Origin of the sequence: Streptomyces sp. NBC_00234, assembly GCF_036195325.1 — a bacterium.
Lineage (GTDB): Bacteria > Actinomycetota > Actinomycetes > Streptomycetales > Streptomycetaceae > Streptomyces.
In genome coordinates this window covers 6,805,434-6,829,870 of record NZ_CP108101.1, presented here as the reverse complement: position 1 = coordinate 6,829,870, position 24,437 = coordinate 6,805,434, and the positions used below count along the sequence as shown (strand labels likewise).

General features: G+C 71.5%; 23 protein-coding genes. 12 read left to right on the top strand and 11 right to left on the bottom strand.

Translation table 11 applies throughout. The annotated features are described in order from the left end of the window. Window positions 1–67: 67 nt before the first annotated feature. From OG230_RS30000 to OG230_RS29980, 5 genes are all read right to left on the bottom strand, one after another. Window positions 68–1,117, bottom strand: a complete 1,050-nt coding sequence (locus OG230_RS30000; RefSeq protein WP_328906865.1) for an ABC transporter permease — start codon at window positions 1,115–1,117, stop codon at window positions 68–70. Next, the gene (locus OG230_RS29995) at window positions 1,114–2,613 is read right to left on the bottom strand and encodes a sugar ABC transporter ATP-binding protein (RefSeq protein ID WP_328911582.1); all 1,500 of its coding nucleotides are present in this window, start codon (window positions 2,611–2,613) and stop codon (window positions 1,114–1,116) included. The genes OG230_RS30000 and OG230_RS29995 overlap by 4 nt, the downstream gene beginning before the upstream one ends. Before the next feature lie 140 nt (window positions 2,614–2,753). Next, the gene (locus OG230_RS29990) at window positions 2,754–3,935 is read right to left on the bottom strand and encodes an ROK family transcriptional regulator (RefSeq protein WP_328911581.1); all 1,182 of its coding nucleotides are present in this window, start codon (window positions 3,933–3,935) and stop codon (window positions 2,754–2,756) included. Window positions 3,936–4,210: 275 nt separating this feature from the next. Beyond that, window positions 4,211–4,888, bottom strand: coding sequence for a GntR family transcriptional regulator (locus tag OG230_RS29985; RefSeq protein WP_328906864.1), 678 nt, complete (start codon window positions 4,886–4,888; stop codon window positions 4,211–4,213). A 64-nt stretch (window positions 4,889–4,952) separates the two neighbouring features. Then, entirely contained in the window at window positions 4,953–5,903 is a 951-nt protein-coding gene (locus OG230_RS29980) for a beta-ketoacyl-ACP synthase III (RefSeq protein WP_328906863.1), read from the bottom strand. A gap of 202 nt (window positions 5,904–6,105) precedes the next feature. On the opposite strand from OG230_RS29980, the gene OG230_RS29975 reads away from it, so the two are divergent. The 5 genes from OG230_RS29975 to fdhD are packed head-to-tail and all read left to right on the top strand — an operon-like array spanning window position 6,106 to window position 12,632. Then, window positions 6,106–7,095 carry a 2-dehydropantoate 2-reductase gene (locus tag OG230_RS29975; RefSeq protein ID WP_328906862.1) on the top strand — a complete coding sequence of 330 codons (990 nt, stop codon included), beginning with the start codon at window positions 6,106–6,108 and terminating at the stop codon, window positions 7,093–7,095. Beyond that, window positions 7,092–9,056 (top strand): molybdopterin oxidoreductase family protein, encoded by a 1,965-nt coding sequence (locus OG230_RS29970; RefSeq protein WP_328906861.1) that lies wholly within the window; start codon window positions 7,092–7,094, stop codon window positions 9,054–9,056. The genes OG230_RS29975 and OG230_RS29970 overlap by 4 nt, the downstream gene beginning before the upstream one ends. Beyond that, complete coding sequence (locus OG230_RS29965) at window positions 9,047–10,921, top strand: NAD(P)H-dependent oxidoreductase subunit E (RefSeq protein ID WP_328906860.1); 1,875 nt, start codon at window positions 9,047–9,049, stop codon at window positions 10,919–10,921. Before OG230_RS29970 ends, OG230_RS29965 begins: the two co-directional genes overlap by 10 nt. Continuing rightward, window positions 10,918–11,778, top strand: coding sequence for a 2Fe-2S iron-sulfur cluster-binding protein (locus OG230_RS29960; protein WP_328906859.1), 861 nt, complete (start codon window positions 10,918–10,920; stop codon window positions 11,776–11,778). The genes OG230_RS29965 and OG230_RS29960 overlap by 4 nt, the downstream gene beginning before the upstream one ends. Window positions 11,779–11,783: 5 nt before the next feature. Further along, a complete protein-coding gene (gene fdhD / locus OG230_RS29955; protein ID WP_328906858.1) occupies window positions 11,784–12,632 on the top strand; it encodes a formate dehydrogenase accessory sulfurtransferase FdhD in 849 nt (282 codons plus the stop codon). 92 nt (window positions 12,633–12,724) lie between these two features. Here fdhD and OG230_RS29950 read toward each other — a convergent pair whose 3' ends face one another. Together OG230_RS29950 and OG230_RS29945 are read right to left on the bottom strand one after the other, a co-directional pair. Further along, complete coding sequence (locus tag OG230_RS29950) at window positions 12,725–12,940, bottom strand: DNA-binding protein (RefSeq protein WP_328906857.1); 216 nt, start codon at window positions 12,938–12,940, stop codon at window positions 12,725–12,727. Between the two features lie 27 nt (window positions 12,941–12,967). Beyond that, the gene (locus OG230_RS29945) at window positions 12,968–13,987 is read right to left on the bottom strand and encodes a bile acid:sodium symporter family protein (RefSeq protein ID WP_328906856.1); all 1,020 of its coding nucleotides are present in this window, start codon (window positions 13,985–13,987) and stop codon (window positions 12,968–12,970) included. A gap of 116 nt (window positions 13,988–14,103) precedes the next feature. Between OG230_RS29945 and OG230_RS29940 the strand changes: the two genes are divergently transcribed. The 5 genes from OG230_RS29940 to OG230_RS29920 all read left to right on the top strand — a co-directional run bounded on the left by OG230_RS29940 (window position 14,104) and on the right by OG230_RS29920 (window position 19,309). Further along, a complete protein-coding gene (locus tag OG230_RS29940; RefSeq protein WP_328906855.1) occupies window positions 14,104–14,988 on the top strand; it encodes a LysR substrate-binding domain-containing protein in 885 nt (294 codons plus the stop codon). A 278-nt stretch (window positions 14,989–15,266) separates the two neighbouring features. Continuing rightward, window positions 15,267–17,066, top strand: a complete 1,800-nt coding sequence (locus OG230_RS29935) for an AMP-dependent synthetase/ligase (protein ID WP_328906854.1) — start codon at window positions 15,267–15,269, stop codon at window positions 17,064–17,066. Window positions 17,067–17,179: 113 nt separating this feature from the next. Further along, window positions 17,180–18,016: an aldo/keto reductase gene (locus OG230_RS29930; protein ID WP_328906853.1), complete on the top strand. Its 837-nt coding sequence runs from the start codon at window positions 17,180–17,182 to the stop codon at window positions 18,014–18,016. Window positions 18,017–18,137: 121 nt separating this feature from the next. Beyond that, on the top strand, window positions 18,138–18,617 hold the full coding sequence (locus OG230_RS29925) for an RICIN domain-containing protein (protein ID WP_328906852.1): 480 nt from the start codon (window positions 18,138–18,140) through the stop codon (window positions 18,615–18,617). Between the two features lie 95 nt (window positions 18,618–18,712). Continuing rightward, a complete protein-coding gene (locus tag OG230_RS29920) occupies window positions 18,713–19,309 on the top strand; it encodes a hypothetical protein (RefSeq protein ID WP_328906851.1) in 597 nt (198 codons plus the stop codon). Between the two features lie 18 nt (window positions 19,310–19,327). Here the strand turns inward: OG230_RS29920 and OG230_RS29915 are convergent, their stop codons facing one another. Together OG230_RS29915 and OG230_RS29910 are read right to left on the bottom strand one after the other, a co-directional pair. Next, window positions 19,328–20,257 carry a class I SAM-dependent methyltransferase gene (locus OG230_RS29915; protein WP_328906850.1) on the bottom strand — a complete coding sequence of 310 codons (930 nt, stop codon included), beginning with the start codon at window positions 20,255–20,257 and terminating at the stop codon, window positions 19,328–19,330. Between the two features lie 20 nt (window positions 20,258–20,277). Further along, on the bottom strand, window positions 20,278–21,267 hold the full coding sequence (locus OG230_RS29910) for an AraC family transcriptional regulator (protein WP_328906849.1): 990 nt from the start codon (window positions 21,265–21,267) through the stop codon (window positions 20,278–20,280). An 81-nt stretch (window positions 21,268–21,348) separates the two neighbouring features. Between OG230_RS29910 and OG230_RS29905 the strand changes: the two genes are divergently transcribed. Further along, complete coding sequence (locus tag OG230_RS29905) at window positions 21,349–22,200, top strand: NmrA family transcriptional regulator (RefSeq protein ID WP_328906848.1); 852 nt, start codon at window positions 21,349–21,351, stop codon at window positions 22,198–22,200. 24 nt (window positions 22,201–22,224) lie between these two features. Here OG230_RS29905 and OG230_RS29900 read toward each other — a convergent pair whose 3' ends face one another. After that, a complete protein-coding gene (locus tag OG230_RS29900; protein ID WP_328906847.1) occupies window positions 22,225–22,962 on the bottom strand; it encodes a class I SAM-dependent methyltransferase in 738 nt (245 codons plus the stop codon). Between the two features lie 92 nt (window positions 22,963–23,054). Here OG230_RS29900 and OG230_RS29895 point away from each other — a divergent pair, with 92 nt between their 5' ends. Then, window positions 23,055–24,017 carry a LysR family transcriptional regulator gene (locus OG230_RS29895; protein ID WP_328906846.1) on the top strand — a complete coding sequence of 321 codons (963 nt, stop codon included), beginning with the start codon at window positions 23,055–23,057 and terminating at the stop codon, window positions 24,015–24,017. 37 nt (window positions 24,018–24,054) lie between these two features. Here OG230_RS29895 and OG230_RS29890 read toward each other — a convergent pair whose 3' ends face one another. Then, window positions 24,055–24,360 carry a 4a-hydroxytetrahydrobiopterin dehydratase gene (locus OG230_RS29890; RefSeq protein WP_328906845.1) on the bottom strand — a complete coding sequence of 102 codons (306 nt, stop codon included), beginning with the start codon at window positions 24,358–24,360 and terminating at the stop codon, window positions 24,055–24,057. Window positions 24,361–24,437: the final 77 nt, after the last annotated feature.

The window sequence follows — 24,437 nt, the reverse complement described above, 5'->3', positions numbered from 1 at the left end:
CTGTCAAACCCTTCATCCGGTGCGGTGCATACGGAACAGCGGGTGGTGGTGGGGAGGAACCGACGGATCAGGTCTCTCCGTTGCGCAGCGTGCGGCGCTGGACCAGGACGGCGGCGACGATGATCGCGCCCTTCGCGATCTGCTGGACATCGCTCTGCAGGTTGTTGAGCGCGAAGATGTTGGTGATCGTGGTGAAGACCAGGACACCCAGGACGGAGCCGACGATGGTGCCGCGCCCGCCGCTGAGGAGGGTGCCGCCGATGATGGCCGCGGCGATGGCGTCCAGTTCGTAGAGGTTGCCGTTGGTGTTCTGGCCCGAGCCGGACAGGATGATCAGCATGAAGGCGGCGATGCCGCAGCAGAGTCCGGAGAGCAGATAGAGGTAGAGCCGCTGGCGGCGGACGTCGATGCCGGCCAGCCGGGCCGCTTCCGCGTTGCCGCCGACCGCGACCGTACGGCGTCCGAAGGTCGTCCGGTTGAGGATCAGCCAGCCGACGACGGTGACGGCGGCGAAGACGATGACCAGGGGCGGAATCCCCAGGACGTACGAGTCGGGCAGCCCCAGGTCGAGGACGGACTGCACGGTGACGATCTGCGTCTTGCCGTCGGTGATCTGGAGGGCGAGCCCCCGGGCCGAGGCGAGCATCGCCAGTGTCGCGATGAACGGCACCATTCCGCCGTACGCGATGAGGAGCCCGTTCACCAGACCGGCCGCGAGTCCGACGACCACGGCGGTGAAGAGGATGCCCGCGAAGCCGTACTCCTGGGTGGCGAGCGTCGTCGCCCAGACGGAGGCGAGCGCGACCATCGCGCCGACCGACAGATCGATGCCGCCGCTGGTGATGACGAAGGTCATGCCGACGGTGACGACTCCGATGACGGACGCCTGCGTCAGGATCAGCTGGAGGTTACCGGTGTCCAGGAAGGCGTCGGGTTCGGTGATGCCGCCGACGGCGACCAGTACGGCGAGTACGCCCAGCAGGGACAGGTTGCGCACGTCGGCGCGCAGACCGAACGCGCGCGGCCCCCGCTCCTTCGAGGGCGGGGCGTCGGCCGGGCCGCTCAGGACCCCCTTGTCCGGCCCGTTGTGCTGCGCCGAAGAGACGGGCTGCGTCATGATGCCGGGCTCCCTTCCATCACGAGATCGAGTACGCGGTGCTCGTCGAGCTCCTGCGCGTCGGCCGCGTGCACGACGCGTCCCTCGCGGAGCACCAGCACCCGGTCGGCGAGGCCCAGCACTTCGGGGACCTCACTGGAGACGAGCAGAACGGCGAGGCCGTCGTCGGCCAGCCGGCGGATCACGGCGTACAGCTCGGCGCGGGCGCCGACGTCGACACCGCGGGTGGGTTCGTCGAGGAGCAGGACCCGGCAGCCGCGCAGCAGCCAGCGGGCCAGGACCGCCTTCTGCTGGTTGCCGCCGGAGAGGGTACGCACGGCGGCGTCCGGAAGGTCGGGCCGCAGGGAGAGCTCCCGGGTCGCGGTCCTGGCCGCCCTGCGTTCGGCGCCCCGGTCGATCCAGCCGACGCGGGCGAAGCGGGAGAGGGAGGAGACCGAGACGTTACGGGTGACCGATTCGGTCAACAGGAGGGCCTGCGCCTTGCGTTCCTCGGGTGCCAGACCGATGCCGGCGGCCACCGCGGCGCGGACGCTGCCGGGGCGGAGCGGCTTTCCGCCGACGGTGACCCGCCCGGTGGTGGGCCTGCGCGCTCCGAAGACGGTCTCCAGGATCTCGGAGCGCCCGGAGCCGACCAGTCCGGCGAGTCCGACGATCTCGCCGGGCCGCAGTTCGAGGTCGAGCGGTTCGAACTCCCCCTTCCTGGATAGCCCTTCGACCGTGAGGACGGGCGGCGCGGCGGCGCGCTCCGCCGTGGCGGTCGTCCGTTGGGGGAAGACGTACTCGACGTTGCGGCCGGTCATCATGGCAACGATGTCGCGCGTCGGTGTGGACTTGGCGGGAAGCCCCACGGCGACGGCCCGGCCGTCCTTGAGCACGGTCACCCGGTCGCCGATCCGGCGGATCTCCTCCAGCCGGTGGGAGATGTAGACGACGGCGACGCCCTCGTCGGTGAGTCCGTCGACGATGCGGAAGAGGTTGTCGACCTCGTCCGGGTCGAGGGCGGCCGACGGTTCGTCCATCACGATGAGCCGTACGTCGTGGGAGAGCGCCCGCGCCATGGAGACGATCTGCTGCTGGGCGGCCGAGAGGTCGCCGACCGCGCGGGCGGGGTCGATCTCCGGGTGGCCGAGGCGCTTGAGGTGGTCGCCCGCCGCCGTACGGGCCTCCCGGGTGCGGACGACGAAGCCCGCGGTGGTCGGCTCGTGGCCGAGGAAGATGTTCTCGGCGACCGACAGGCCCTCGACCAGGTCGAGTTCCTGGTAGATGGTGGCGATCCCGAGGCGCATCGCGGCGATGGGCGACTTGAGCGCGGCGGGTGCGCCGCGCCAGGTGATCTCGCCGCCGTCGGGCTGGTGGGCGCCGGCCAACACCTTGATGAGGGTGGACTTGCCGGCGCCGTTCTGCCCGAGGAGGCAGTGGACTTCGCCTGCCTGTACCTCCAGGTCCACGCCGTCGAGGGCGCGTACACCGGGGAAGGACTTGGTGATGCCGGACATGGTGAGCAGGGGTGGTTCCGGCAGTGACGCCGGTTCTGGTGCCATGACAAATCCCCTCGGTGCGGGACCGGTGAGCGGGCAGGGCAAGGTGCTGGCGGTGCTGCGGTGCGGGCGGAGCCGTGGTGCTGACCGGCCGAGGATCAGGCCGGTGAGAACAGGTGGTCGCTGATGAGCCGGGCGGCGCCGATGACTCCGGCTGCCGGCCCCAACTCCCCCAGCACGATGGGCAGGTTGCCGGTGGCGAGCGGCAGGGACTGCCGGTAGACCTGGGTCCGGACACTGGCGAGAAGGTTGTGACCGAGGCCGGTCACACCGCCGCCGATCACCACCAGGCCCGGGTTGAAGAAGCTGACGAGTCCGGCGATGACCTGGCCGACCCGGTTTCCGCCTTCACGGATCAGGTCGAGTGCGGCGGCGTCGCCGGCCGCGGCGGCGGCGGCGACGTCGACGGCGTTGAGCCGGCCGGCCGCTTCGAGCCGGGCCGCGAGCTCCGCCGACAGCCCGGAGCGCGCCGCGTCCTCGGCGTCGCGGGCGAGCGCCGCGCCGCTGAAGTGAGCCTCCAGGCAGCCCCGGTTGCCGCATGCGCAGGCCCGGCCGTCCGGTTCCACCTGGATGTGGCCGATGTCGCCGGCGCTGCCGGTCGTACCGCGGTAGACCTCGCCGCCGACGACGATGCCGCAGCCGATGCCCGTACCGATCTTGACGCAGAGGAAGTCGCCCACGGAGCGTGCGACGCCCGCGTGCTGCTCCCCCATCGCCATGAGGTTCACGTCGTTGTCGACCATGACGGGGCAGCCCAGCTCCTGGCTGAGCGCCTCGCGGACCGGGAAGCCGTCCCAGCCGGGCATGATCGGCGGTGCGACCGGCACGCCTTCGGGGAAGCGGACGGGACCCGGTACGCCGATGCCCGCGCCGTCGAAGCCCTCGGCGAGCCCGGAGGCCCTGAGCTTGGCCGCCATCGACAGCACCTGCTCGAAGACGGCGACGGGACCCTCGCGTACGTCCATGGGGTGGTTGAGGTGCCCGAGGACCTCCAGCTCGGCGTTGGTGACGGCCACGTCGATGGACGTGGCCCCGATGTCCACGCCGAGGAACCGCAGTGCGGGAGCGAGCCGGATGTTGTGGGAACGGCGTCCGCCGCGCGAGGCAGCGAGCCCGTCGGCCACGACCAGGCCGGTCTCCAGCAGCCGGTCCACCTCGACGGCGAGCTTGGAGCGCGAGAGGTCGACCTCGTCCCCCAGCTGCGCACGGGAGTTGGGACCGCCGTCGCGCAACAGCCGTAGCAGTCGCGCCTGATGCGCGTTCGCGGGCCGAGCCGTCATGCGTCTCACGCGTCCCTCCCCGCCACATCGGACAGTCCGTCGGGCTTTGGAGGGGAACGTAGCAGCGCTTTCCCGGAGTGGGAAGAAGTTGCGCAGGAATCCGCTCCAACTTTCTCCACACGCAGGACAAAGGCGCGCACCCGCCCCTGGACGGGCGGCCCCGGCCCGGACATGCCGATGGGGCACCGGGATGTCCCGGTGCCCCATCGGTCGGCCCTAACGGCGTGCCCCGCGCGCGCTACGGCGTCTCGCCGCGCACCCGCACCGGGCCTCTTCTACGCCTCTTCGCGCCGGTGGTACGTCTCACGCGTGTGCTCCGTGTGGGCCCGCATGACCTCCGTGGCCCGCCGCTCGTCCCGCGAGGAGATCGCCGCGATCAGCGCGCGGTGCTCGATCCACGACTGGGTGCCGCGCTGCCGGGCCACCGGGGTGTAGTACCAGCGGACCCTGCGGTCCACCTGTCCCGCCAGTTCGGCGAGCACCACGTTGCCGGCCAGCTCCATGACCTTGGCGTGGAAAGCGGCGTTGGTGGCGACCGCCAGATCCACGTCGTCGTCGGCTACGGCCTGCTCGCCCTTGGCGCAGAGCTCTTCGAGCGCCGCGATACCGGCGGTGCCCGAGTTGGCGGCGGCGAGCCTGGCCGCTTCGGCCTCCAGGAGCGTACGGACCGAGAGCAGCTGGTCCGCCTCCTGCTCGGTGGGCTCGTGGACGAAGGCGCCCTGCGCGGGACGCAGGTCGACCCAGCCCTCGGTGTTCAGCCGCTGGAGCGCTTCGCGCACCGGCTGCCTGGACACCCCGAGATGCCCCGCGAGTTCGCTCTCGACCAGGTGCTGGCCGGGACGCAGTGCTCGCGTGGTGATCAGTTCGAGCAGCGCCTCGTAGACGCGCTCGCGCAGCGGACCCGGCCGCTCCAGCTTCGGCACAGCCCCTTGCGGCAGTCCTGTGGACAACATCGCGGTCCCCCTCCAGGCGACGAGCAATTGCTTATCGTCTACAGTCTACCGAGCACAATGCGGGTCAGGGACAGCGGATCACTTGACCGGCGTAGGAGAGATTGCCACCGAAGCCGAAAAGCAGCACCGGAGCACCGCTCTCGATCTCCCCGCGCTCCACCAGCTTGGACAGTGCCATCGGGATGGAAGCGGCGGATGTATTGCCGGAATCCACCACATCCCGGGCGATGATCGCGTTGACCGCGCCGATCTTCTTCGCGACCGGTTCGATGATCCTCAGATTGGCTTGATGCAGCACCACCGCGGCGAGGTCCTCGGGGGCGATACCTGCCTTTTCGCATACCTTGCGCGCAATCGGCGGCAGCTGCGTGGTGGCCCAGCGATAGACGGACTGGCCCTCCTGGGCGAAGCGCGGAGGCGTGCCCTCGATGCGTACCGCGTTCCCCATCTCGGGCACCGAGCCCCAGAGGACCGGACCGATCCCGGGCAGGGCGTCGGCTCCGGAGTCCGCGACGACGACCGCGGCGCCCGCACCGTCGCCGAGCAGGACACAGGTGGTGCGGTCGGTCCAGTCGGCGATGTCGGCCATCTTGTCGGCACCGATGACCAGGACCCGCGTGGCGGCCTCGGCCCGGATCGCGTGATCCGCGGTCGCCAGGGCGTGCGTGAACCCGGAGCAGACGACGTTGATGTCCATCACCGCGGGCGAGCCCATCCCGAGCCGCGCCGCGACGCGCGCGGACATGCTCGGCGAACGGTCCATGGCGGTGGAGGTGGCCACGAGCACCAGATCGATGTCCGAGGGCTGCAGGCCGGCCGCGGCCAGCGCCTTGGCTCCCGCGTGCGCGGCCATCTCGTCCACCGGCTCGTCGGGACCACCCACGTGACGAGTCTTGATGCCGACGCGGCTGGTGATCCACTCGTCACTGGTGTCCACCATGGCGGCCAGATCGTGGTTGGTGAGCACCTTGGCGGGCTGATAGTGGCCGAGCGCCACGACACGTGAGCCGGTCATGTACGGGTTCCCCTCGCTACGTATGGCAGGAACCATCCAGTCTTGGTCGCTACCGTCCGGTACGGGGACACGTAACCCCACAGGATTCCGGGCCGGTCGTTGGAGCCTTGACAACAGCCTTGACCCCCCAGAAGGCATACTGTAGACAATATTCTGTCGACTTGACACCCTCGCTCGGTCCTCTCACCGAACGGAGAGCCCCGTGAAAGTCGCAGTTGTCGGTGCCGGAGCCATCGGCGCCTATGTCGGGGCCGCGCTCCACCGCGCCGGCGCCGAGGTCCATCTCATCGCCCGAGGTCCGCACCTGGCGGCCATGCGCCGCGACGGTGTACGCGTCCTCAGTCCGCGCGGGGACTTCACCGCGCGCCCTTCGGCCACCGACGACCCTTCGGACGTCGGTCCCGTGGACTACGTGTTCCTCGGCCTCAAGGCCAACTCGTACGCGGTGTCGGGCCCCCTGGTCCATCCGCTGATGCACGACCGCACCGCCGTGATCGCCGCCCAGAACGGCATCCCGTGGTGGTACTTCCACGGACTCGCCGGACCGCACACCGGGCGCCGCCTCGACAGCGTCGACCCTGCGGGCGCGGTCAGCGCCACCCTGCCGCCCGAACGCGCCATCGGGTGCGTCGTCTACGCCGCCACGGAGATCGAGGCACCCGGCGTCGTGCGCCACCTCGAAGGCACCCGGTTCTCCATCGGCGAGCCGGACCGCTCCGTCTCACAGCGCTGCCTCGACTTCAGCGCGGCGATGGTCGCGGGCGGGCTCAAGTGCCCCGTGGAAGCGGATCTGCGCAACGACATCTGGATCAAGCTGCTCGGCAACATCTCCTTCAACCCCATCAGCGCCCTCGCCCGGGCCACCATGGGCCAGATCTGCCGCCACCCGGACACCCGCGCGCTCGTGGAGTCGATGATGCGCGAAACCCTCGACGTGGCGGCTGCCCTCGGCTGTCATCCCGAGATCTCCGTGGAGCGGCGCATCGCGGGCGCGGAACGCGTCGGCGACCACAAGACCTCGACCCTCCAGGACCTGGAGAAGGGCAAACCACTCGAACTCGACGTGCTGCTCGCCGCCGTCGTCGAGCTGGCCGGCCTGGCCGGAACGCCCGTACCGACGCTGCGCGCCGTGCACGCGCTCGCCGATCTCCTCGCCACCACCTCCTCGGCCCCAGCAGGGAGCGCACCATGAACAACGGCCGCACCAACGGCAACGACGGCAGGCGCCGCAAGGGCCGGCAGCCGAAGAGCTACGAACGGCTGACCCATCCGCTCGTGCGCGACGAGGGCGGAAGCCTGCGCCGCGCGAGCTGGGACGAGGCCCTGACGCGAGCGGCTGCCGGCTTCCGGCGGACCCGTGCGGCGTACGGCCCCGACGCCTTCGCGATGCTCTCCTGCGCCCGCGCCACCAACGAGATGAACTACGTGGCCCAGAAGTTCACCCGCGTGGTGATGGGGACCAACAACGTCGACTCCTGCAACCGCACCTGCCACGCCCCCAGCGTCGCCGGCCTCACGGCCGCCTTCGGCTCGGGCGGCGGCACCTCCTCGTACGAGGAGGTCGAGCACACCGACCTGATCGTCATGTGGGGCTCCAACGCCCGCTTCGCGCACCCGATCTTCTTCCAGCACGTCCTGAAGGGAATACGCAACGGCGCCCGGATGTACGCCGTCGACCCGCGCCGCACCTCGACGGCCGAGTGGGCGGAGAGCTGGCTCGGTCCCGATGTCGGCACCGACATCCCGCTCGCGCACGCCATCGGCCGGGAGATCATCCACGCGGGGCTGGTCAACACCGCCTTCGTGGAGCGCGCCACGACGGGCTTCGAGGAGTACGCGGCGCTCGTCGAACCGTGGACCCCGAGCGCCGCGGAGAAGGTCACCGGAGTCCCGGCCGAGGCGATCCGGGACCTCGCCCACGCCTACGCGACCGCCGAACGCGCCCAGCTGTGCTGGACCTTGGGCATCACGGAGCACCACAACGGCACCGACAACGTGCGGGCCCTCATCAACCTGTCGATGCTCACCGGGCACGTCGGACGGTACGGCTCCGGGGTGCAGCCGCTGCGCGGTCAGAACAACGTCCAGGGCGGCGGCGACATGGGCGCCATCCCCAACAGGCTGCCGGGCTTCCAGGACATCCTCGACCCGCGGTCGCGGCAGAAGTTCGAACGGTCCTGGGACACCGTGATCCAGCCCCGGTACGGCAAGACGCTCACCGAGATGTTCGAGGCGATGGAGAGCGGCGACCTGCGGGCCGTGTACTGCATCGGCGAGAACCCGGCGCAGTCCGAGGCCGACAGCGAACAGGCCGTACGGCGGCTCGCCTCGCTCGACCATCTCGTGGTGCAGGACATCTTCCTCACGAAGACCGCCGAGATGGCCGATGTCGTCCTGCCCGCCGCCGCCGCGTGGGCGGAGACGGACGGCACGACGACCAACAGCGAACGGCGGGTGCAGCGGGTCCGGGCGGCCCTGGTCCCGCCGGGCGAGGCCCGCGAGGACATCGACATCATCTGCGCGCTGGCCGGACGGCTGGGACACGACTGGAAGTTCACCGACGCCGAGACCGTCTGGAACGAGCTGCGGGCCCTGTCCCCGGACCACTTCGGCATGACCTACGACCGGCTGGCCGAGCACCAGGGGCTCCAGTGGCCCTGCCCGGACACGGAGAAGCTGCCCTCGTCCTTCCTGCACGCCCGGCTCTGGGAGACCGACCCGGTGCGCCGGGGTCCCGCGGCCCCGTTCGGCCTGGTGGCGCACGATCCGCCGGTCGACCTCACCGACGAGACGTATCCGCTGCGCCTGACGACGGGGCGGCGCCTCGACTCGTACAACACAGGCGTGCAGAGCGGGAGTTACGCCTCCCCGCTGCGCCGGGGCGAGTACATCGAGCTCTGCCCGGAGGACGCCGAGGCGTACGGGGTGACGAGCGAGGAACAGGTACGGGTCTCCTCCCGGCGGGGCAGCGTCACCGCACCCGTGTGGATCGACCACGGGCTGCGGCCGGGGCTCGCCTTCATGACCATGCACTTTCCCGACGAGATCGACACCAACCAGCTGACGATCGAGGCGAACTGCCCGATCGCCGGCACCGCCGAGTTCAAGGCGTCCGCCGTACGGATAGAGAAGCTGGTGCCCGCATGGACCTGAGATTCACCGGTGCCGCACCCTCCGATGCCGAACGGGCCGCCGTGGACGCACTCCTCGGTCCCCCGCCGTCCGGCTGGGAGGGGGCCGCCGAACGCACCGACGGGGATCTGCGCTGGGCGACGGGCGGCGCCTCGGCCGCCAAGGACCGGCGCGACCAGCTCCTGCCCGCCCTGCACGCGGTGAACGACCGTGTGGGATGGATCAGCGAAGGCGCGCTGGACTACATCTGCCGACGGCTGACGGTGGCTCCGGCGGAGGCGTACGGCGTCGCGACGTTCTACTCCCTGTTCTCGGTGAAGCCCCGCCCGGCGAAGGTCCTGCACGTGTGCACGGACCTGGCCTGCGCGGCCCGCGGTGCGGGGGCTCTCTGCGGGGACCTGCGCTCGGAGTTCGGCGAGCCGGGCACTCCGGTGGAGGGCGCGGTCTGGCAGGAGAGCCCCTGCCTGGGCCTGTGCGAGAGGGCTCCGGCGGCGCTGCTGCTCCGGGCGGGCGGCGGTCCGGCGGGGGAACAGCCCACCGGGGGGACCTCCCGGTGCTCGGCGGTCATCGCCCCCGCCACCGCGCCCGCCCTCGCCGCGGCCACCCGCTCCCCCGCCACCGCGCCCGCCGAACCCCCCGCCGCGGCAGCCGTCCCCCAGGCCGGCGACCCCTCCCTCGTCCTGCTCAAGCGCGTCGGCACCGTCGACCCGGCCTCCCTCGACGACTACCGGGCCGCCGGCGGATACACCGCGCTGCGCAGGGCGTTCGCGCTCGGTCCCGCCGGAGTGATCCGCGAGGTGCTGGACGCCGGCCTGGTCGGCCGGGGCGGCGCCGCGTTCCCCACCGGACGCAAGTGGCAGGCGACCGCCCAGCAGGCCGACGGCCCGCACTATCTGGTCTGCAACGCCGACGAGAGCGAACCGGGCACGTTCAAGGACCGCGTCCTGATGGAGGGCGACCCGTTCGCGCTGATCGAGGCGATGACCGTCGCCGGGTACGCCATCGGCGCCGAGCGCGGCTACCTCTACCTGCGTGGCGAGTACCCGCGCGCGTACGAACGGCTGAGCAACGCGCTATCGGCAGCCCGTGCCCGCGGGCTGCTGGGTGCCGACGTCCTCGGGCAGGGATACGCCTTCGACATCGAGATCCGGCGCGGCGCGGGGGCGTACATCTGCGGCGAGGAGACCGCGATCTTCAACTCGATCGAGGGGCAGCGCGGCGAACCGCGGTCCAAACCGCCGTTCCCCGTGGAGAAGGGGCTCTTCGGCAAGCCGACCGCCGTCAACAACGTCGAGACGCTCGTCAACGTGCTGCCGATCCTGGAGCGGGGCGGCGCCGCCTTCGCGGCGACGGGCTCCGGATCGTCGACCGGCACCAAGCTGTTCTGCGTCTCGGGGCAGGTCGCACGGCCCGGTATCTACGAGCTGCCGTTCGGCGCGAACCTGCGGGACCTGCTCGGTCTCGCGGGCCCCGCGGAGAATCTGCGGGCCGTCCTGCTCGGCGGCGCGGCCGGCGGCTTCGTACGCCCCGACGAACTGGACATCCCGCTCACCTTCGAGGGGACGCGGGCGGCGGGCACGACCCTCGGTTCGGGTGTCGTGCTGGTCCTGGACGACTCCGTCGAACTGCCGCGCATCCTGCTGCGGATCGCGGAGTTCTTCCGCGACGAGTCGTGCGGACAGTGCGTGCCCTGCCGGGTGGGCACCGTGCGCCAGGAGGAGGCGCTGCACCGGATCGTGGACCGGACCGGCGCCGGGGCCGCCGAGGACATCGCGCTCATGAGAGAGGTGGGGCAGGCCATGAGGGACGCCTCGATCTGCGGTCTGGGGCAGACCGCGTGGAACGCCGTGGAGTCCGCCATCGACCGTCTGGGGGTCTACAAGTGACCGCTGTACCGCTGCGACTGCCGCGCCGTCTCGTCGAGTTCACCCTCGACGGGCAGGAGACCCGGGTTCCGGAGGGTTCGACGATCCTGGACGCCTGCCGGGCCGCGGGCAAGGACATCCCCACCCTGTGCCAGGGCGACACACTCACGCCCAAGAACGCCTGCCGGGTCTGCGTCGTCGAGGTGGAGGGGGCCCGCACCCTGGCGCCGGCGTGCTCGCGGCGGGCGGAGGCGGGCATGACCGTGCTGACGGACACCGAACGGGCCAGGCACAGCCGCAAGGTGGTCCTGGAGCTGCTCGCCTCGTCCACCGACCTGTCGACGACGCCCCGCGCGGCGGAATGGCTCAAGGAGTACGAGGCGAAGCCGGACCGTTTCGGCCCGGACGCCGCCCGGGTCAACGAGGAGCCGAAGGTCGACAACGATCTCTACGTCCGCGACTACGACAAGTGCGTCCTCTGCTACAAGTGCGTCGACGCCTGCGGTGAGCAGTGGCAGAACACCTTCGCCATCGCCGTGGCGGGGCGCGGTTTCGATGCCCGTATCTCCACCGAGCACGACGCGCCGCTGACCGATTCGGCGTGCGTCTACTGCGGCAACTGCATCGAGGTGTGCCCCACCGGGGCGCTCTCCTTCAAGAGCGAATTCGACATGCGCGCGGCCGGTACCTGGGACGAACCGGCCCAGACCGAGACCACCACCGTCTGCGCGTACTGCGGCGTCGGCTGCAATGTCACCCTCCATGTGCAGGACAATGAGATCGTCAAGGTCACCTCGCCGCACGACAACCCGGTGACCCACGGCAACCTCTGCATCAAGGGCCGTTTCGGCTTCCAACACGTACAGAATCGGGTTTAACCGCCATGGGACGGGTCACCGAGCGCCGCCGCACCATCCGCATCCGGGACGGGGCGGTCTCCACCCGCCCCGACACCCTGGTCGCCGAGGAGCCCCTGGAGATCCGGCTGAACGGCAAGCCGCTCGCCATCACGATGCGCACCCCGGGCGACGACTTCGCCCTTGCGGCGGGCTTCCTGGTGAGCGAGGGCGTGCTCGGTGAAGGCTCCGAGGTGCAGTCGATCGTGTACTGCGCCGGAGCGACGGCCGACGGAGCCAACACGTACAACGTGGTCGACGTGAAACTCGCGCCTGGTGTCGTGGTCCCCGACATCACGCTCGAACGCAACGTCTACACCACGTCGTCGTGCGGCCTGTGCGGAAAGGCGAGCCTCGACGCCGTCCGCACCACGACCCGTCATCCCGTCGCCGACACTCCCCCGGTCCGGGTGACACCCGAGCTGCTCGCCGGCCTCCCCGACCGGCTGCGCGAAGCACAACGGGTGTTCGACCGGACCGGGGGTCTGCACGCGGCGGCGTTGTTCTCGGAGTCGGGCGAGATGCTCGACATCCGGGAGGACGTCGGCCGGCACAACGCGGTGGACAAGCTCGTCGGCCGCGCCCTCACCGACCACCGGCTGCCGCTCTCGCGGGCGATTCTGCTGGTGTCCGGGCGGGCGTCGTTCGAGCTGGTGCAGAAGGCGGTGATGGCCGGCATCCCGATGCTCGCCGCCGTGTCCGCACCGTCCTCGCTGGCCGTCGACCTGGCGGCCGAGACCGGACTGACCCTGGTCGGCTTCCTCCGGGGTCCGTCCATGAACGTGTACGCGGGTGAGCACCGCATCGCCCTGGAGGCGATGGCCGGTCAGGGCTGAGGCGCCCCGCCCGTTGCACGGGTCAGGGGTCCGGCCGGCGGGGAGCGCCCCCTGCGCCGGCCGGTCCCTCCCGGGGCACGCGCACCCCGTGGTCACTGCTCGGCGAACGACAGCCCCTTCGCCTCAAGGGCCTCCTTCAGCACCCTCAGCGCCTTCGGCCCGAACCCGTGCAGCGGTTTCAGCTCCGCCTCGGTGACGGCGGTGAGCTGGTCCAGCCGGGTGTATCCCGCGGCGTGCAGGGCCCGGCGGGCCGGGTTGCCGACCGCGTGCGGGAAGTCGTCCTCGGGTGCGGTGCCGCCACTGGCCATGGTTCCTCCCGGGCGGGTCGGTGGGTCTCACCCCACCGTAACGGGCTCCTGTGACACCGCCCCGCTCGTCGGCAGCGGATCGCGCGAGCGTCGTTTCGCGATCACCGCGCAGACCATCAGCTGCATCTGGTGGAAGAGCATCAGCGGCAGCACGGCGAGGCTCGCGTGCGCGCCGAACAGGACGCTCGCCATCGGCAGTCCGGCGGCCAGGCTCTTCTTCGAGCCGGCGAACTGGATGGCGATCCGGTCCCCCCGGTCGAATCCGAGGCGCTTCGCCCCGTACCAGGTCAGGGTGAGCATCAGCGCGAGCAGCACCGCTTCGGTGGCGAGCAGCGCGCCGAGGCGGGCCGGGGTGACCTGGTGCCAGATGCCGGCGATCATGCCCTCGCTGAACGCGGTGTAGACGACCAGCAGGATCGATCCGCGGTCGACGTACCCGAGGACCTTCTTGTGCCGGGCGAGGAAGCCGCCGATCCAGCGGCGCAGCAGCTGCCCGGCCAGGAAGGGCACCAGCAGCTGGAGCACGATCTTCAGCAGTCCGTCGGCCGAGAAGCCGCCGCCGCTGCCGCCGAGCAGCAGTCCGGCGAGCAGCGGGGTGAGGAGAATCCCGGCGATGCTGGAGAAGGAGCCCGCGCAGATCGCGGCGGGCACGTTGCCGCGGGCGATCGACGTGAAGGCGATCGAGGACTGAATGGTCGACGGGACCAGGCAGAGGAAGAGCAGGCCCTCCTGGAGCTGGGGCGTCAGCACGTACGGCACGAGTCCCGCGCCGGCCAGCCCGAGCAGCGGGAAGGCGACGAACGTGCAGGCCAGGACGGTGAGGTGGAGGCGCCAGTGCTTCAGTCCTTCGAGCGCCTCGGCGGTGGAGAGCCGGGCCCCGTAGAGGAAGAAGAGGAGGGCGACCGCTCCGGTGGAGGCCCCGCCGGCCACCTCCGCGGCGGTTCCCGACGCGGGCAGCAGCGCCGCGAGCACGACCGTGCCGATCAGCGCCAGGATGTACGGGTCGATCGGCAGCCAGGACGGCAGCTTCGGTGTGCGGCGGCTCATGTGCTCCACGTGTCTCTCGGTCAGGTCGTGCCCTCTCCATCGTGCTCTTGATCATCGCAATCGGGAATCCGGCATACCGCTCTGACTGTGATCACGGATCGCGATAACCTGGCTCCATGTACGACCCCGCCCAGCTCCGCACCTTTCTCGCCGTCGCGCAGACCCTGAGCTTCACGCAGGCCGCCCGCAGGCTCGGCGTCCGCCAGTCCACGGTCAGCCAGCACGTGCGGCGGCTGGAGGACGCGACCGGCCGGCAGCTGTTCGCCCGCGACACCCACAGCGTCGACCTCACCGAGGACGGCGAGGCGATGCTCGGCTTCGCCCGGTCGATCCTCCAGGCGCACGAGCGGGCGGCGGCCTTCTTCACCGGCACCCGGCTGCGCGGCCGGTTGCGTTTCGGCGCCTCGGAGGACTTCGTCCTCACCAGGCTCCCGGAGATCCTGGAATCGTTCCGGCGCGACCACCCGGAGGTCGAACTGGAACTGACCGTGGAGCTGTCCGGAACGCTGCACCAGCAGCTGGAGGCGGGCCGGCTCGATCTGGTGCTGGCCAAGCGGCGCACGGGCGATACGCACGGGGAGCTCGTCTGGCGGGACGCGCTGACCTGGATCGGCGCACCGCAGCTCCGGATCGATCCGGAGCGCCCGGTGCCGCTGATCGTCTTTCCGCCGCCCGGCATCACCCGGGCCCGCGCCCTGGAGGTGCTGGAGGAGCACGGCCGGTCCTGGCGGGTGTCGTGCACGAGCACCAGCCTGAGCGGACTGATCGCGGCGGCCCGCGCGGGCCTCGGCGTCATGGCGCACACCCGTGGGCTGATCCCGCCCGGGCTGGCCCCCGTGCCGGCCAGGGCGGGCCTGCCGGAGCTCGGCGACGTGGACTTCGTCCTGCTGCACGGCCGGCAGCGGGGAGGGGCACAGGAGGCGGCGGACGCCCTGGCCACGGCGATCCTGGCGGGCGGCGACCGGCTGCACCGCGGAATCAGCGGGAGGGAGTCCGCGTGACGGCGCGGCCATAGGGGAGAAACGGCCGCGTATCCGTACAGAGCAGGAGTGATCGCGATGTACAGATTCGGTGGAGATTCGGGCGCAAGCCACTTACTCCATGGTCAGAAGTCTGCCCGGCCTTGCCCATCTGGCCGGATTTCTACGCCTGACCTGTGCAGTTGCCGCGTTTTACGGCGGCGTCGCACTCTCCCGCCCGGGCGCCCGGTGGGGTAGCGTCGCGGCGCTGTGCGGAGGCCACGAGGAGCAGTTCATTGCGCGAGTTCACTGTCCCACCCATGGCGAACGCGCCCCAAGTCGGCGGTCTTGCTGATGCTGTGTTCGACAACGCCGAGGACGATCCGCACCGGATCGCGCTGGGACGCAAGGACGCGGGCGGACAGTGGCGCGATGTCACCGCCGCGAGCTTCCGCGACGAGGTGCTGGCCCTCGCCAAGGGGCTTATCGCCCACGGTGTCCGATTCGGTGACCGCATCGCCCTGATGTCCCGTACGCGCTACGAGTGGACACTCTTCGACTTCGCGGTGTGGACGGTCGGCGCCCAGTCGGTGCCGATCTACCCCACGTCGTCGGCCGAGCAGGTGCTCTGGATGCTCCACGACGCCGAGGTCACGGCCGTCATGGTCGAGCACGAGGACCACGCGATGACCATCGGCTCGGTGGTCGACAGGCTGCCCCGTCTGCAGCGGCTGTGGCAGCTGGACGCCGACGCGGTGGGAGAGCTCGTCGCGGCGGGCGCGGAGATCGACGACGAGGTGGTGCACCGGCACCGGCGCGCCGTGACGCCCGAGTCGGTGGCGACGGTGATCTACACCTCGGGCACGACCGGCCGCCCGAAGGGCTGCGTGATCACGCACGCCAACTTCATGTTCGAGTCGGACACCATGGTCGGCCGGTGGGAGCCGGTGTTCCACTCCAAGCCGGGCGACGAGGCCGCGACCCTGCTCTTCCTTCCGCTGGCCCACGTCTTCGGACGGATGGTGGAGATCGCCGCGCTCCGGGGCCGGGTGAAGCTGGGGCATCAGCCGGAGCTCTCGGCGAGCGCCCTGATGCCGGACCTGGTCGCGTTCCGGCCGACGTTCATCCTCGCCGTCCCGTACATCTTCGAGAAGGTCTTCAACGGAGCCCGCCGCAAGGCCGAGGCGGAGGGCCGGCTCGGCCCGTTCGAGAAGGCCGTCGAGATCGCCGTGAAGTACGCGGAGGCCATGGAGGAACGGGCCTTCGGCACGGGACCCGGCCCCTCCGCGGGGCTGCGGATGCAGCACCAGTTCTTCGACAAGGTCGTGTACAAGAAGGTCCGCGACGCGATGGGCGGCCGGGTGCGGCACGCGATGTCGGGCGGCTCCGGCATGGACCGCCGGCTCGGCCTGTTCTTCGCCGGCGCCGGCGTCCTCGTCTACGAGGGCTACGGCCTCACCGAGTCCACCGCGGCGGCGACGGCGAACCCGCCGGAGCGCACCCGGTACGGCACCGTCGGGCAGCCGATCCCCGGCTCGACCGTGCACATCGCCGAGGACGGCGAGATCTGGGTGCACGGCGCCAACGTGTTCTCCGGGTACCTGGGCGATCCGAAGTCCACCGACGCCGTGCTCCACGACGGCTGGCTCGCCACCGGCGACATCGGCGCGCTGGACGAGGACGGCTATCTGACGATCACCGGGCGGAAGAAGGAGATCCTGGTGACCTCCGGCGGCAAGAGCGTGTCGCCGACCGGTCTGGAGGAGCGCGTGCGGGCGCATCCGCTGGTGGCGCAGTGCATCGTCGTCGGCAACGACCGTCCGTACATCGCGGCGCTGGTGACCGTCGACCAGGAGTCCGTGGACCACTGGCTCGCCATGCAGGGCAGGTCCCCGCTGAACCCGGGCGAACTGGTGCGGGACCCGGACCTGGAGATGGAGGTCCGCCGCGCCGTGGTGGCCGCCAACACGGCGGTGTCGCAGGCCGAGTCGATCCGTACGTTCCGGATCCTGGCACACCAGTTCACCGAGGAACGCGGTCTGCTCACCCCTTCGCTGAAGCTCAAGCGCAAGGCGATCGAGACGGCGTACGCGGCCGAGGTCGACGCGCTCTACCGCTGAGCCCCGCCCGGCCACCGACCGCTTTCACGGACTGCCCGTGCACGGGAATGTGCGGGCGCCCCGGATCGTTGACCTCACGAAGCACCAACCGACTACGTAAGGATCGACTGCTCGTGAGCCAGGTCCCCTCCCTCACCCTCAACAACGGCGTCGACATGCCGCAGCTCGGTTTCGGTGTCTGGCAGGTGCCGGACGACGAGGCGGAGAAAGCGGTGGCCACGGCCATCGAGTCCGGGTACCGGAGCATCGACACCGCCGCGATCTACGCGAACGAGGTGGGCACCGGCAAGGCCGTCGCCGCTTCCGGTGTAGCCCGCGACGAGCTGTTCGTCACGACCAAGCTGTGGAACAGCGAGCAGGGGTACGACACGACGCTGCGCGCGTTCGACGCCTCGCTCGACAAGCTGGGCCTCGACTACGTCGACCTGTACCTGATCCACTGGCCGCTGCCCGTCAAGGACGCGTACGTGGACACGTACAAGGCCCTGGAGAAGATCCACGCGGACGGCCGCGCGAAGTCCATCGGCGTGTCGAACTTCCTGCCCGCGCACCTGGAGCGCCTGATCGCCGAGACCTCCGTGGTCCCCGTGATCAACCAGGTCGAGCTCCACCCGCAGCTCCAGCAGGCCGAGCTGCGCGCCTTCCACGCCCGGCACGGCATCGCCACCGAAGCCTGGTCCCCGCTGGGCCAGGGCAAGGGCCTCCTGGAGGTCCCGACCGTCCTCGCGATCGCCCGGAAGCACGACCGGACGCCCGCCCAGGTGGTGCTGCGCTGGCACATCCAGACGGGCAACGTGGTGATCCCGAAGTCCGTGACCCCGTCGCGGATCGTGGAGAACCTGGACGTGTTCGGCTTCGAGCTCGACGCCGACGACCTGGCCGCGTTCGCGGCTCTGGACGAGGGCAAGCGGCTCGGCCCGGACCCGGCCGAGTTCGCCTACGACGCCTGAGCCACCGGGCTCCCGCTGGGACGACGCCGCCGCCGGCCTCCGGGCCGGCGGCGGCGTCGTGCGTGCGGTCGCCGGTGGATACTGACCTCCGCTGTCCGAACACGCCGAAGGAGAACGGAACATGAGCGGGGACACCGCGCCCGTCGTGGAAGCGGGTCTGTACCGCCTGCGCAATGTGGCCAGCGGCCTCCTGCTGGAGGTGTACAACGCGGCGAAGGGCGGCGGCGCCAACGTGCAGCAGGGCAAGGAGAACGGGTCGGCCTCGCAGCACTGGCACGTCTCCCCCGTGCACGAGGGTGCGGCGCTCCACCATCTGGTCAACGCGCACAGCGGCAAGCGCCTGGACGTCGCCAACGCCTCCACCGAGAACGGGGCCAACATCCAGCAGTGGAGGGCCAACAACTTCGGCGCCCAGGAATGGCTGATCGAACAGCACCTGGAGGCGCCCGGCACCGTCACCCTCGTCAGTTTCATCAGCGGCCTCGTCCTGGAGGTCGCCGGAGGAAGCACGGAGGACGGGGCCAACGTCCAGCAGTGGGAGGACACCGACTCCCCCGGCCAGTGGTGGCAGTTGGAGCCGGTGGCACACTCCGCTACCTAGGCGGGGAACCGTCATGAGTACGCATACTCATGACCAAGACAATCAGCTCGTCCCACAATCGACCGGCCCCTGTCGTACGGGAATGGAGTGCCTTCGTGAGACGTCTACCGCTGGCCGTGGCCGCCGGTCTGCTCCTGCTGACCGGCTGCGGCACGGAACGCGTCGTGAACACGTCCGACAGCGCCGCGAGTCCGGGCGCCCGGGCGTCCACGGCGCCGGACTACGCGAAGCTGGCCGAAGAGGCCCGCGCCAAGCACGACAAGAGGTTCCCGGACGTGGCGGCACGCTGCGTGGACGTGGCTCCGAGCCCCTCGCCCACCGCGACGGGAGGCACGGAACCCGAGAATCCCGAGACCTCGCGCTACCGGGAGAACCACGCCTTCAAGCAGACGGCGCCGCTCGGCCCCGAACAGCAGTGCCGGGGCGACGCCCACGCCGACCGGATCACCGACGCCCTGCGCGAGACCGGCGGGTCCGGCCCGTCGGACGAACAGACCGTGCGCGCCGTCCTGGAAAAGCTCGGCTATCCGGCCGAGGAGACCCAGGTCTACGGGTCCGGTCACGCCCTCGGCTTCAGTCTGTCCGTTCCCGGCGCCCCCTGCGTCAGCGGCGGAGTCGGCCCGCCCCTGAGCGTCGAGGCCCACGGCGCCTACATGGAGGGCGGCTGCGTGGAGCCGCGGGGCGGGCACTGACCTTCCGACGCGCCTGCGTCACACCCGCCCGGCGACGTGCACCGTGCGGGCCGTGAGGACGAAGACGTCCTCACGGCGGTGGAGTCCGGCCGGGTCCGCCGGGTCGAGGAGCCGGTCGAGTACGGCGGCGTCCTCGGCGGTCAGCCGGTCCCCGAGCACGTCGCGCTGGCGGGTGAAGGTCTCCACGGCATGCGCGCGGGCCGTCGCGGAGACCGGGGCCGGCAGATCGAGCAGGAAGCTGCGGGTGCCCCGCGGCTTCAGGCCCACCGCGCCGAACAGGGCGTTCCAGTCCTCGGTCTCCTCCTTGGCCCCCGGCAGGGCCGCCCGCATGTCCGCGAACCAGTCCGCGGACGCCGCGTCGACGCGGGCCTCCAGACCGGCCCGGCCGATGCCGATGTCGCGCGGCAGGTGACGGGTGGGCAGCCCGCCCTCGACGAGGGCGACGGTGCCCCCGGGGCGCAGCAGTCCGGCGAAGGCGGCCAGGACAGCCCGCTGGTCGCCCACGTGGTGCAGGGAGTTGCCGGCCCAGATCAGGTCGGCCTCCTCCAGCCTGCCGAGATCGTCGGGGAGTTCGGCGTGGAGGGTCCGGACCCGGTCGCCCAGGCCGAGGCGCCGCGCACGCGCCTCCGTGCGCTCCAGCAGGGCCGGGGTGCCGTCCACCGCGACGACCTCGGCGTCCGGGAACGCCTCGGCGAGCAGGCAGGTGACGACGCCGGGGCCGCTGCCGATGTCGAGGACGCGGCGCACCTCGGGGGCGCCGGACAGGCCGGCGACCCAGCGGGCCGATTCCCCGTACGCGTCGAGACTGAGCTCGGCGTTCTTCTCCAGGACGGGTGCCATCACGTCCCAGTCGAAGTCACCGGGCTCGTGACCGTGACCGTGGCCGTGTGCCGCCGCTTCCGGTCCCCGCTGCTGCCCGCCGTGCCCGTTCTCCGTGTGCTTGGTCATGGCGTCAGCCTGCCCGGGGCTCACGACCCGGGCAAGCTTTGTTGCCGGTCCGGCAATCCGGGATCCAGGGGCTCGGGCGGCCCGCCGCGGTACTCCTGCGGGCTCATGCCCCGGACGCGCTTGAAAGCCGTGCTGAAGGCGAAGGAGCCGCTGTATCCGACCTGGCGCGCCACCGCCTCCACCGTCGCGTCGGTCCCCCGCAGCAGGTCGGCGGCGACCGCGAAGCGCCAGCCGGTCAGGTACGTCATCGGGGGCTCGCCGACCAGTTCGGTGAAGCGGCGGGCGAGGGCGGCCCGGGAGACTCCGGTCGCGGTGGCCAGGCCGGCGACCGTCCAGGGGTGGGCGGGATCGTTCTGGAGCAGCCGCAGCGCCTGTCCGACGACCGGGTCGCCCATGGCCACGTACCAGGCCGGAGCCTCGGCGCCGGGCCGGGCGAACCAGGTGCGCAGTGCGGCGATCAGCAGGAGATCGAGCAGCCGGTCCAGGACGACGCTCTGGCCGGGCTCGTCCTGCGAGATCTCGTCGTCGAGGAGGCGCAGCAGCGACTCCGTCCTGGCGTCGGCGCGCAGGACGAGCAGTGCGGGCAGGGAGTCGAGGAGCCGCCTGCTGACCTCGCCCTCCAGGAGGTAGGTCCCGACGAGCATCGTCGCCGGCCCGTCGGGCGCGTTGCCCCAGGTGCGTACGCCGAGGTTCATGGACTCGGCGAGCGGCTCCCCGTACAGCGTGGTGCAGACGCCGCCCGGACCGATGCGGGACCGGGGCGAGGTGCCGGGCGCGTCGGCGACGGTGTACGGCTCCGGGCCGCGGGCGATCGCGATGTCGCCGGGGCGCAGGAGTACGGGCGCCGACCCGGCGGAGGGGACGATCCATGCCTCGCCCCGGGTCATGGACATCAGACAGAGCGGGGCCCGGTCCTCGATCCGTACCGACCAGGGCGGCTCCATGACCATCCGGAGCAGGAAGGCGCCTCGGGCCCGCGGCCCGTCCAGCAGTCCGGCGAGTGCGTCCATGCGGGCCAGCGTAGACGCACGCGCATGGAGGCGAGACGGTCGAGGATGGTGCGGGCCGAACCGCCCGGCGAACCTTGAGACATGACAACGAACACGGAGAACCCGAAGCAGGACACAGTGCTGGTGACGAGCGGAACGGGCAAGACCGGCCGCCGGGTGGTGGAGCGGCTCACCGCTCTCGGCGTCCCGGTGCGGGCGGGCTCGCGCAGGGGCGGCGTGCCGTTCGACTGGGAGGACGAGTCGGGCTGGGGAGCGGCCCTGCGCGGCGCGGACGCGGCGTACGTGACGTACTACCCCGACCTCGCGGCGCCCGGCGCGGCGGAGGCCATGGAGGCGTTCGGCAGGATCGCGGCGGAGAGCGGCGTACGACGGATGGTGCTGCTCTCCGGGCGCGGCGAGCCGCAGGCGGTGGTCGCGGAGGAAGCCCTGCGCGGCGCGGCCCGCGGGGTGGACCTCACCGTCGTACGGTCCGCGTTCTTCACGCAGAACTTCAGTGAGGGTGCCCTGGTGGACGGGGTGCTGGGCGGTGAGCTGGTGTTCCCGGCGGGAGCCACCGCCGAGCCGTTCGTGGACGCCGACGACCTGGCGGACGTGGTCGTGGCCGCGCTCACCGGGGAGGGCCGTGGCGAGGAGCTGCACGAGCTGACCGGGCCGCGGCTGCTGACCTTCGACGAGGTGGCCGCGGAGATCTCGGCGGTGACGGGGCATGAGGTGCGGTACGTGCCGGTGAGCGGGGACCAGTACGCGGCGGCGCTCGCGGAGTACGGCATGCCGGAGGCCGAAGCGGGCTTCCTGGCCGAGCTGTTCACGATGCTGCTGGACGGGCACAACGCGGTGACGACGGACGGGGTGAAGCGCGTCCTCGGCCGGGATCCGAAGGACTTCGGCGCGTTCGCGCGGGAGGCCGCCGAGGACGGCGCCTGGCAGGTATGAGGGTGAGACGGGCCCCGGGTGCCGTCAGCGGCGGAAAGCCAGCAGGCGGTACTCGGGGTCGGGGCGCGGCCGGTCGGCTTCGGGCAGGCCGGTGAGCCGCATCGCGAGCCGTTCGGCCGCGTTCCCCGGCAGGTGGAGCCGCGAGGTGAACTGTCCCCGGCGCACGGCGCGCGCCGTGTCGAGCGGTGAGCGTCCCTGCCCGTGGCCGACGAACCGGGCCTCGCCGACCTGCTCCAGGCCGTGCCGCTCGGCGTACGCGCCGACCCTCTCGGCACCGTCCGAGGCTTCCGAGGTGAGGTACGGGGCGAAGAGGTCGTCGATATCGCTTCCCACGTCATGTCCCGCGTCCTTGTCGACCGTGGTGACGAGCACTCCGCCCGGCTTCAGGACCCTGGCCGCTTCGGCCACGACGGCCTCCACGGCTCCCTCGGTTCTCAGCAGGTGCAGCAGCCAGACCGCGCTGACGGCGTCGACCGCCCCGGCGGCCAGCGGCAGCCGCCGTACGTCGGCGAGTGCCACCGCGCCGACCCGCTGGTGCGCCATCCGCGCCATGCCGGGCGAGGCATCGGCGCCGATCACCCGGAGTCCGGGGCGGCCGAGCGCCATGCGCTCGGTCACCAGGCCCGTACCGCAGCCGATGTCCAGCAGGACGCGGGCCGTGGGCGGGATCAGGCCGAGGACGGCACGAGCCGCGGCCTGGGCGCGGGGCACGCCGCCGCGCGTGGTGTCGTAGACCGCTGCCTCGGTGTTGTAGTCCAGCACGTCGATGACTCTAGAACACAGGTCTGACATCGCGGGGCAGAAGGGACACACGCATATTGCCGCTCCGTCCTCCCGGCCCATAACGTGCGTTTATGGAGCTGGAGTTGCGCCATCTGCGGACCGTACGTGCCATTGCCGACACCGGAAGCCTGACCAAGGCCGCCGCCTCCCTGGGGCTGGCGCAACCGGCGCTCAGTGCCCAGTTGCGACGGATCGAGAAGGCGCTCGGGGGACCGCTCTTCGACCGGGACCACACGGGGTCGCGGCCCACGCCGCTCGGCGAGCTGGTGCTCGAACGGGCCAGGGTGGTGCTGCCCGCCGTGAGCGAACTCCAGGAGGAGGCGGTGCGGTTCGCCCATGCCTCGGGTGCGATGGAACGCTTCCGGCTCGGCGGGACGCACGGCCCGCTGCTCGGCGGACTCGTCGACCGGCTGGCCGCCGCCCACCCGGCGGCGCCGGTGTCCACGTACACCACGTGGTCGGTGGCCGAGATCGCCGCACTGCTGATCGGCGGGCGGCTCGACTTCGCCCTGATCGGCGCATGCGGCGAGAGCCCGCCTCCGGAACCGGACCGGCTCAGCTGGCGGGTCGTCGGGGTGGACCCGGTGTTCGTGATGCTGCCGGAGAGCCATCCCCTGGCGGGCCGGGCGGAGCTGGAGCTGTCCGCTCTGGCGGACGAGTGCTGGGTGGACGTCCCCGGCGACGGCTGCTTCGCGGACTGCTTCGCCACCGCGTGCGCACGGGCCGGTTTCACCCCGGTGTCGGTGTACGAGACGGACACGGCGTCCGTCGTGCATCTGGTGCAGGTGGGGCGGGCCGTGGGGCTGTGCCGGGCGACGTTCCCGCCGACGCCGGGTCTCGTGACCCGGCCGCTCGCCGGATCGCCGCTGAGCTGGCGTCATCTGCTCGGCTGGCATCCGCGTTCGCCGGCCGCGGACGCCGCGGCCGTCGCGGTGATCGGGCACACCCGGGCCGCGTACGCGGAGGCCGTGGAGCGCAGCGACAGTTACACCCGCTGGCTCGCCGCCCACCCCCGGTTCGGCGCCACGCCCTGAGCCACGGACAGCCGTGGCAAGGGGCGCGGCGCCGGTGTCACCGGGCGCCGTGGGCCGGAGCGACGGCCTCCACCCGCGTCGCCAGGGCCAGGTCCTTCTCGGTCACCGCACCGCCCGCGGAGTGCGTGTTCACGGACAGCCCGACGGTGTTGTAGCCGAGCGTCAGATCCGAGTGGTGGCCGAGCTCCTCCTGGATCTGCGCGACATGGACGGTCAGGGCGGCGGCGGCGAAGTGCGAGGGGAGCCGGTAACTGCGGGCGATCCGGCTCCCCTCCAGCGTCCAGCCGGGCAGGTCACCCAGCCGCGCCTCGATCTCTTCCTGCGACAGCGGTTCATCGGGCATGACACGGCTCCCTGCCTGCGACGGGCGGACCAACAGTGCCCGTGACGTTACGGTCTCCGTGCGACCGCTGCCGCGAT

Excerpts from the sequence above, each read along its gene's own strand:
- OG230_RS29990 (WP_328911581.1), bottom strand. The coding sequence starts at position 3,935 with ATGACGGCTCGGCCCGCGAACGCGCATCAGGCGCGACTGCTACGGCTG.
- OG230_RS29940 (WP_328906855.1), top strand. The coding sequence starts at position 14,104 with ATGTACGACCCCGCCCAGCTCCGCACCTTTCTCGCCGTCGCGCAGACC.
- OG230_RS29985 (WP_328906864.1), bottom strand. The coding sequence starts at position 4,888 with ATGTTGTCCACAGGACTGCCGCAAGGGGCTGTGCCGAAGCTGGAGCGG.
- OG230_RS29925 (WP_328906852.1), top strand. The coding sequence starts at position 18,138 with ATGAGCGGGGACACCGCGCCCGTCGTGGAAGCGGGTCTGTACCGCCTG.
- OG230_RS29995 (WP_328911582.1), bottom strand. The coding sequence starts at position 2,613 with ATGTCCGGCATCACCAAGTCCTTCCCCGGTGTACGCGCCCTCGACGGC.
- OG230_RS30000 (WP_328906865.1), bottom strand. The coding sequence starts at position 1,117 with ATGACGCAGCCCGTCTCTTCGGCGCAGCACAACGGGCCGGACAAGGGG.
- OG230_RS29945 (WP_328906856.1), bottom strand. The coding sequence starts at position 13,987 with ATGAGCCGCCGCACACCGAAGCTGCCGTCCTGGCTGCCGATCGACCCG.
- OG230_RS29950 (WP_328906857.1), bottom strand. The coding sequence starts at position 12,940 with ATGGCCAGTGGCGGCACCGCACCCGAGGACGACTTCCCGCACGCGGTC.
- OG230_RS29905 (WP_328906848.1), top strand. The coding sequence starts at position 21,349 with ATGACAACGAACACGGAGAACCCGAAGCAGGACACAGTGCTGGTGACG.
- OG230_RS29895 (WP_328906846.1), top strand. The coding sequence starts at position 23,055 with ATGGAGCTGGAGTTGCGCCATCTGCGGACCGTACGTGCCATTGCCGAC.
- OG230_RS29970 (WP_328906861.1), top strand. The coding sequence starts at position 7,092 with ATGAACAACGGCCGCACCAACGGCAACGACGGCAGGCGCCGCAAGGGC.
- fdhD (WP_328906858.1), top strand. The coding sequence starts at position 11,784 with ATGGGACGGGTCACCGAGCGCCGCCGCACCATCCGCATCCGGGACGGG.
- OG230_RS29935 (WP_328906854.1), top strand. The coding sequence starts at position 15,267 with ATGGCGAACGCGCCCCAAGTCGGCGGTCTTGCTGATGCTGTGTTCGAC.
- OG230_RS29890 (WP_328906845.1), bottom strand. The coding sequence starts at position 24,360 with ATGCCCGATGAACCGCTGTCGCAGGAAGAGATCGAGGCGCGGCTGGGT.
- OG230_RS29915 (WP_328906850.1), bottom strand. The coding sequence starts at position 20,257 with ATGACCAAGCACACGGAGAACGGGCACGGCGGGCAGCAGCGGGGACCG.
- OG230_RS29910 (WP_328906849.1), bottom strand. The coding sequence starts at position 21,267 with ATGGACGCACTCGCCGGACTGCTGGACGGGCCGCGGGCCCGAGGCGCC.
- OG230_RS29965 (WP_328906860.1), top strand. The coding sequence starts at position 9,047 with ATGGACCTGAGATTCACCGGTGCCGCACCCTCCGATGCCGAACGGGCC.
- OG230_RS29980 (WP_328906863.1), bottom strand. The coding sequence starts at position 5,903 with ATGACCGGCTCACGTGTCGTGGCGCTCGGCCACTATCAGCCCGCCAAG.